This window comes from Bradyrhizobium sp. STM 3809, from assembly GCF_000239795.1.
Classification (GTDB): domain Bacteria; phylum Pseudomonadota; class Alphaproteobacteria; order Rhizobiales; family Xanthobacteraceae; genus Bradyrhizobium.
Map to the genome: position 1 here is coordinate 1 of NZ_CAFJ01000172.1, position 7,083 is coordinate 7,083.

Below are 7,083 nucleotides of genomic sequence, written 5' to 3' on the forward strand. Positions count from 1 at the left end.
GTAATCCTACGGCTGATACGTGCCGCCTAATATTAGAGCAAAATTTAACAGTCTCTTGCTTAATCGATCGCACGCCCACGTCATGATGCCTCAACGGCGAGCATCTCACGCGCGTGCACGATGTCACGCGCCGTCCCCATTGGGCCCTTCCCGTTTTCCCCGTCAGGGACCGATCAAGCTGGAGTCGCAGATGCCGTCCTTTTCCAACCTGTCCATTCGCAACAAGGTCCTGGCGGCCTTCGGAATCGTGCTGCTCACCGCGATGGGGCTCGGCGGCTTCGCGGTCGATCGGCTGTCGACCGTCAACGACTCGGCCGCCGAGGTCCGCGACAACTGGCTGCCCGCGACCGGATGGCTCGGCGCCATCGCCAGGGCGACGGAGCAATATCGCAGCCGGCAGGGCCAGATGCTGATGGCCCCGGCCGCCGACAGGCCGCAGCACGAGCAATTCATGAACGAGGCGTTTCAGACCTTCGACAAGAATTGGCGCCTGTACGAACCGACGGTCACGATGGCGCAGGAGAAGGCGATCGTCGCGGCCTTCAAGACGTCATGGAACGCCTATCTCGACGACAGCAAGCAGCTGCTCGAGCTGGCGCGCAAGAACCAGATCGAGGCGGCGCAGGCCTTTTTCCTCGGCCGGATGAAGGACAATTTCGGCGGCGTGCGCAAGGCGCTGGAGCAGGACCTCGCGTTCAACGTCGAGGAAGGCAAGAAGGAAGCCGACAAGGGCGCCGCCGTCTACCAGTCCTCGCGCGCCTGGATCTTCGCCACGATCGGGCTGGCCGCCCTGCTCTGCATCGCGATGGGCAGCATGATCGTGTCCGGCGTGGCGCGTCCGATCACGGCGATGACCGAGGCGATGCACCGGCTCGCCGGCGGCGATCTGGCGGCGCCGATTCCCGGCACCGAGCGCAAGGACGAGATCGGCAAGATGGCCGGTGCGGTTCAGGTGTTCAAGGACAACGCGATCGAGACCGAGCGGCTGCGCGCAGAGCAGGCCGAGATCGAGAAGGCCGCCGCGGAGCGGCGCAAGCGCGAGATGCACGAGCTCGCCAACAGCTTCGAGGGCGCGGTCGGCGAGATCATCAACACCGTCTCCTCTGCCTCGACGGAGCTCGAGGCCTCCGCCACGACCTTGACGTCGACGGCCGAACGCACGCAGCAGCGCACCACCACCGTGGCCGCGGCGTCCGGGCAGGCCACCGCCAACGTGCAGTCGGTGGCGTCGGCGACCGAGGAGCTGAGCTCGTCGGTCAGCGAGATCAGCCGCCAGGTGCAGGACTCCGCGCGGATCGCCAACGAGGCCGTCGACCACGCGCGCAGGACCAACGACCGCGTCAGCGAGCTGTCCAAGGCGGCGGCGCGGATCGGCGATGTCGTCGAGCTGATCTCGACCATCGCCGGCCAGACCAACCTCTTGGCGCTGAACGCCACCATCGAGGCGGCGCGTGCCGGCGACGCCGGCCGCGGCTTCGCGGTGGTCGCCACCGAGGTCAAGGCGCTGGCCGAGCAGACCGCGAAGGCGACCGGCGAGATCGGCCAGCAGATCGCCGGCATCCAGGCGGCGACGCAGGAATCGGTCGGCGCCATCAGGGAGATCAGCGGCACGATCGAGAAGCTCGCGGAGATCTCGTCGACCATCGCCGCGGCCGTCGAGGAACAGGGCGCCGCGACGCAGGAGATTTCGCGCAACATCCAGCAGGCCGCGCAAGGCACGCACGAGGTGTCGTCCAACATCACCGACGTGCAGCAGGGCGCCAGCGAGACCGGCTCCGCCTCCGCCCAGGTGCTGTCGGCGGCACAGACCTTGTCGCAGGACAGCAACCGGCTGAAGCTGGAGGTCGGGCGCTTCCTGAGCACGGTGCGCGCGGCGTAAGGGCGCTCGCGTTGTGAGTTGCGTCCCCCGCTCACCCCAACGACGGTGAGCTCCCCTCCCCCTTGCGGGGAGGGGAGCGCACCGTCACTGCCTCACCGCTTCTCGATCACCAGGCTCTGCACCACCCGGCCGAAATAGCCCTTCGCGTCGCCGAGGCGGGCCATGGCGAGTCCGGCGCCGTCGGGGCCGATCCAGCTTTCGGCATCGAGCAGGATCCAGTCGCCGACCGGCTCGCGGGCCATGTTGACGGTGAGGTCGGCGTTCAGGAACGTGTAGCTGTGGAAGTCGAGCGCGGCCGAGGTGCCGTTGCAGAAGTCGCTGGCGACCACCGCGCGCATCGCCTGTGAGACGGCGTGGCCTTCGACCAGCGGCCAGTCGACCCGATACCAGATCGCGCCGGGCCCGCGGACGCCGAAGCGGCCGCGCGCGGCGCGCAAGGTCATGCCGCGCACGAACGGGCTGGTGGAGAAATCGGCGGGCTCCGGCTGCGCCTCGTCCGGCCCGGCGAGGTCGACCGGCAGCTCACGGACGTCGTCCGGCAGCGGCACGTCCTCCCGCCGGATCTTCAGCACGGTCGCGGTCACGACGACGGTGTCGCCGGCGCGCAGGCGCACCGCGCAGAGCTGGATCTTGCGGCCTTCGCGCAGCACCTCGGTCTCGACGCTGAGCTCGGCGAGCGGCACCGGCCGCATCAGGTCGATGGTGACGCGGGCGATGCGCATCGGCGACTTGGTCGCGATGCGCTCGGCCGCCCACACCGCGAGCGCCGACGGCGCCGAGCCGTGCTGCATGGTCGGGTCCCACGGACCCGCGGCATCGGGACTGACGACGACCTGGTTGTCCGTCACGCGGAAGATCGGCCGCATCAGCGCACGCCGTCCCACGCCTGTTCGCCCAACGCCTGTTCGCCCAACGTCCGAGCGCCCCACGTCCGAGCCACCCACCTCTCAGCCGGCGCTGGCGAAGGCGCGATCGGCGCCGTTGGGCAGTTCGATGTCGACCTCGAGCGTCGAGACATGCTTCCCCCGGTCCATGCGGACGATGACCTTGTCCGGATCGAGTAGCACATGGCGCGAAACCACGGCGAGGATTTCCTCGCGCAGCTGCATCAGGAGATCGGGCTGGCCGCGCAAGCTGCGCTCATGCGCGAGCAGGATCTGCAGCCTCTCGCGCGCGACCGGCGCGGAGGCGGTGCGTCCCGTGAAGAGCCGCAATACGCTCATGCAGCCCTCCGTCCGAGCAGCAGGTTCATCAGGCCCTTGCGCTCGCTCGGGATCTGCATCTCGACCGCCTCGCCGAGCAGGCGGCGCATGGCGTCGTGATAGGCGCGCGCCGGCGCGCTGGCCGGGCTGTTGAGCGTCACCGGGCAGCCGACATTGGAGGCGCGCAGCACGTCCTGGCTCTCCGGCACGATGCCGAGCAGCGGGGTCGCCAGGATCTCCAGCACGTCCTCGATCGACAGCATCTCACCGCGCGCGGCGCGGCCGGCATCGTAGCGGGTGATGAGGATGTGCTTCTCGACGCGCTCGCCGTTCTCGGCGCGCACCGTCTTGGAATCGAGCATGCCGATGATGCGGTCGGAATCGCGCACCGACGAGACCTCGGGATTGGTGACGATGACCGCCTCGTCGGCATAGCGCATCGCGAGCATGGCGCCGCGCTCGATGCCGGCGGGGCTGTCGCAGATCACCCAGTCGAACGTCTTGCGCAGCTCGTGGATGACGCGGCCGACGCCGTCCTCGGTCAGCGCGTCCTTGTCCTTGGTCTGCGAGGCCGGCAGCAGCCAGAGATTCTCCAGCCGCTTGTCGCGGATCAGGGCCTGCGGCAGCTTGGCGACGCCGTGCACGACGTTGATGAGATCGAACACGACGCGGCGTTCGGCGCCCATCACGAGATCGAGGTTGCGCAGGCCGACGTCGAAATCGACCACCACGACCTTCTCGCCGGCCTGCGCCAGCGCCGCGCCCATCGCCGCCGTCGTGGTGGTCTTTCCGACGCCACCCTTGCCCGACGTCACAACAAGAACCTTAGCCATCTTGCGAATCCTCCTGCTACTCAGCTCAAAGCTACGATCTTCATGGAATGGCCTTCGAGCCGCGCCTGCGCGGCCTTGCCGCGCAGCCCGGCGTCGATCTGCTCGGCGGTCTGGTAGTAGCCGTCGATCGCGACCAGCTCGGCCTCGATCTTCTGGCAGTAGATGCGCGCCGCCGAATTGCCGTTGATGCCGGCCATCGCGCGGCCGCGCAGCGCGCCATAGACATGGATCGAGCCGCCGGCGACGATCTCCGCGCCCGACGACACCGCGCCGAGCACGGTGACGTCGCCGTCGGGAAACACGATCGACTGGCCGGAGCGCACGGGCTGATCGAGCAGCAAGGAGGTCGGCTGCTGCAGAGACGGCTTCTCGGGCTCGATCTCCTGCACCGCGCATTGGCGGCCGCCGGACAGCAGTGGCGGCATGCCGAGCGAGAGGCGGCCCTGCTCGACGCCTTCGAGGCCGAGCACGCGGATGTTGCGCGACTCGATGCTCTTGATGAGATGCGTGATGGCGAGCGGGCTGAGATCGACGGCGGAGAGATCGAGCACGATCGGCTTGCCGACGAAGAAGCCGGGCGATCCCGCGAGCATCGCATCGAGCTCGCCGAGCCAGTCGGCGATGGGGACCACCGGCGAGAACACGAAGGCGACATAGGAGCGCCCGCGCAGACGAATTACAGGACGCACCGTTTCAGCGCTGGCACTCATGACCATCCGACCCAACCCTTCTTAGCGATTGGTTAACTGTCGGCGCCAGATGGTTAACGGATGGTTAAATCGACGCTAAGCCGCTCGAAAATCGACAGCGGCCCGCCCGACATGCTTCGATGATGATCGAATCGAGGCGTAAATCTGGCACGAATGAGACGCAAATCATGAGCAGATGCGTCAAGACTCATTATGCCTCATTTCGATCACATCATGATGATAACTTTAACGTACATATAATGCGGAGCCGACGGCTTTAAGCGGTTCCCGACAATTGACACTCGTCAGGGGGCGGGGCATGGCTTCAAAAGCGGCGTCAAAGGCACGGTCAACGTGCCGGGACGCCCGGCAGGAAGGGACCTTCGACGTGCGATCGCTGATCGGCGCGAAACGTCTGATTCTGCAAATGATTCCGTGTGAACTGAAGTGGCAGAACCGCTCCCGTCTCTCGTTTGAAACTAGCTCTCATACGACCATGGCAGAAGCGAACAGTTGACCGGAATCGAGCGTCAGAGGAGTAGCGTATGAGTTCGTTGAGTGAACAGAATCCGATGAACCCGCAGGACCCGCTGCACTATGCACCGCGGTGGCTGCGCGAACGTCCGGAGGCCGCGCGTCTATCTCTCGTCGGTGACACCACCAAGGCAGCGGAGGCGGCCGAGCGTCCCGCTTCGGGACAGCAAGAACCGCTCGATGCTCGTCTGGAGACCGCCGTGTTCGAATCCCTCCGCCAGTCGCTCAATCCGCGGGTCATGGGCGAGCCGCCCGGCTTCGAGCGCGACCGCCGCTCGGTCGTGTTCAAGATCGCCGGCCGCTTCGCGGCCGCCACGGGCGTCGCCGCCGTCGTCGCGCTGTTCTTCGTCAACATCGTCCCGGTGTGGCGCCAGCCCGATGCGAGCTCGTCCTTCGTAGCCGCCGTGCAGTCGATGAAGACGGTGCCGCCGGCCGCGGCCGATGCCCAGGACGCCAAGGCCGACCAGACCAGCTCGTTGCCGGAGCAGGCCGAGCCGCAGGCTCCGGCCCTGTCGCAGTTCAAGTCGCTGCTCGCGGACGCTCCGGCGCCGGCGGCCGCAGCCGAGACCGACACTCCCGAAAAGCCGATGCTGCAGCAGTTCATGCAGTGGAATCAGAAGACGGGTCAGATGGAGCGGGTTCGCTAATCCGTATCGACTGAGCCGGCATTCAACATCTTCAAGGCGATCATGATCGACGTCCTACCGCAGAAAGCGGCAGCACGCGGTCCGTTAGCTCACGCCCGTTTCGCAGCCGTGCTGCTCGGGACCATCGTGGCCAGCGGAGCCTTTGCCATGTCCGGCGAGGCCTATGCCGCGCCCGGCGAGACCGTGAGCGTGGCGCGCCAGCTCGGCAGCCGCGTCGGTCCGATCATCGGCTCGGCGCTCGCCTGCCGCGACATCGCCCGGCCGCGCATCCAGGCGATCATCGAGAAATTCCAGCTCGTCATCCGCGAGGCCGCGGCGAGCGAGGCCGACCGCGACGAATTGACTCGCCTGCTCGACCGCTACGTGGCCGAGGGCCGCGGCCTGGTCACCTCAGGCCGCATGGATTGCCGCAGCGCCGACCGCCAGCTCGCCGACCTCGAACAGTCGATCGCAGCGCCGCCGCCCGCCCCGGCCAACCTTCCCGCCGTGACGCTCGCGCCGCCGAGCGCCGTTGCCGCAACGATGCCGGCGCAGGTGCTGCCGCCCGTGGTCGAGACGCACGGCGTCACGCAGAGCGACATCAAATTCGGCATGGTCATCCCTCTGAGCGGCCCCGTGAAGGAAAGCGGCCGGCAGCTCAAGATCGGCGTCGAGGCCGCCTTCAACCGGGTCAACGAGGCCGGCGGCGTCAACGGCCGCGCGCTGAAGCTCGTCACCGCCGACGACGGCTATGATCCGTCCCGCACGCTCGATGCGATGAAGCAGCTGTACGAGAAGGAGCAGGTCTTCGGCTTCGTCTGCAATTTCGGCTCGGCCACCGCGGCGGTCGCGATTCCCTACGCGCTCGAGCGGCGCGCGCTGTTCTTCGCGCCCTATACCGGCGCCAATGTCGGACGCCACGATCCGCCGGACCGCTACGTCTTCAACTACCGGCCGAGCTATGTCGAGGAGACCGACGCGCTGGTCCGCTACCTCGTCAAGATCCGCAAGCTGCAGCCGCGCCAGATCGTGGTCTTCGCGCAGAACGACGCGTTCGGGGATGCGGGCTTTGCCGGCGTCGCCAAGGCGTTCCGCACGCTCGGCGCCAATGAGAGCACGATCGTGCGCGTCAACTATCCGCGCAACAGCATCGACGTCGACGACGCCATCAGCCAGCTCAGGCTGCTGAAGACGCCGGTCCGCGCCGTGATCATGCTGGCGACGACGCGCGCCGCCGCCAAGTTCATCGAGAAGGCGCGCGACGTCCTTCCGGGCGCCGTGTTCGCCAACATCTCGGCCGTCGGCGGCTCGGCGCTCGCG

Annotated in this window: 7 protein-coding genes; 3 read left to right on the top strand and 4 right to left on the bottom strand. The window is 67.4% G+C overall.

Going from position 1 to position 7,083, the window contains the following annotated elements; genetic code table 11:
• Positions 1 to 190: 190 nt before the first annotated feature.
• Positions 191 to 1,879, top strand: coding sequence for a methyl-accepting chemotaxis protein (locus BRAS3809_RS09460; RefSeq protein ID WP_008961865.1), 1,689 nt, complete (start codon positions 191 to 193; stop codon positions 1,877 to 1,879).
• 92 nt (positions 1,880 to 1,971) lie between these two features.
• On the opposite strand, the gene BRAS3809_RS09465 is transcribed toward BRAS3809_RS09460, so the two are convergent.
• The 4 genes from BRAS3809_RS09465 to minC form a co-directional block, all read right to left on the bottom strand.
• Positions 1,972 to 2,745 (bottom strand): thioesterase family protein, encoded by a 774-nt coding sequence (locus BRAS3809_RS09465; RefSeq protein WP_170323268.1) that lies wholly within the window; start codon positions 2,743 to 2,745, stop codon positions 1,972 to 1,974.
• Between the two features lie 81 nt (positions 2,746 to 2,826).
• Positions 2,827 to 3,102 carry a cell division topological specificity factor MinE gene (gene minE / locus BRAS3809_RS09470; RefSeq protein ID WP_008961867.1) on the bottom strand — a complete coding sequence of 92 codons (276 nt, stop codon included), beginning with the start codon at positions 3,100 to 3,102 and terminating at the stop codon, positions 2,827 to 2,829.
• Positions 3,099 to 3,914 (bottom strand): septum site-determining protein MinD, encoded by an 816-nt coding sequence (gene minD / locus BRAS3809_RS09475; protein ID WP_008961868.1) that lies wholly within the window; start codon positions 3,912 to 3,914, stop codon positions 3,099 to 3,101. Before minD ends, minE begins: the two co-directional genes overlap by 4 nt.
• 20 nt (positions 3,915 to 3,934) lie before the next feature.
• On the bottom strand, positions 3,935 to 4,630 hold the full coding sequence (gene minC, locus BRAS3809_RS09480) for a septum site-determining protein MinC (RefSeq protein WP_008961869.1): 696 nt from the start codon (positions 4,628 to 4,630) through the stop codon (positions 3,935 to 3,937).
• Positions 4,631 to 5,148: 518 nt separating this feature from the next.
• Here minC and BRAS3809_RS37280 point away from each other — a divergent pair.
• Positions 5,149 to 5,784, top strand: a complete 636-nt coding sequence (locus tag BRAS3809_RS37280) for a hypothetical protein (RefSeq protein WP_240535634.1) — start codon at positions 5,149 to 5,151, stop codon at positions 5,782 to 5,784.
• A gap of 42 nt (positions 5,785 to 5,826) precedes the next feature.
• The coding region (locus BRAS3809_RS09490; protein WP_035655860.1) for an ABC transporter substrate-binding protein at positions 5,827 to 7,083 on the top strand (1,257 nt) is incomplete at its 3' end.

Excerpts from the sequence above, each read along its gene's own strand:
- BRAS3809_RS09460 (WP_008961865.1), top strand. The coding sequence starts at position 191 with ATGCCGTCCTTTTCCAACCTGTCCATTCGCAACAAGGTCCTGGCGGCC.
- BRAS3809_RS09465 (WP_170323268.1), bottom strand. The coding sequence starts at position 2,745 with ATGCGGCCGATCTTCCGCGTGACGGACAACCAGGTCGTCGTCAGTCCC.
- minE (WP_008961867.1), bottom strand. The coding sequence starts at position 3,102 with ATGAGCGTATTGCGGCTCTTCACGGGACGCACCGCCTCCGCGCCGGTC.
- minD (WP_008961868.1), bottom strand. The coding sequence starts at position 3,914 with ATGGCTAAGGTTCTTGTTGTGACGTCGGGCAAGGGTGGCGTCGGAAAG.
- minC (WP_008961869.1), bottom strand. The coding sequence starts at position 4,630 with ATGGTCATGAGTGCCAGCGCTGAAACGGTGCGTCCTGTAATTCGTCTG.
- BRAS3809_RS37280 (WP_240535634.1), top strand. The coding sequence starts at position 5,149 with ATGAGTTCGTTGAGTGAACAGAATCCGATGAACCCGCAGGACCCGCTG.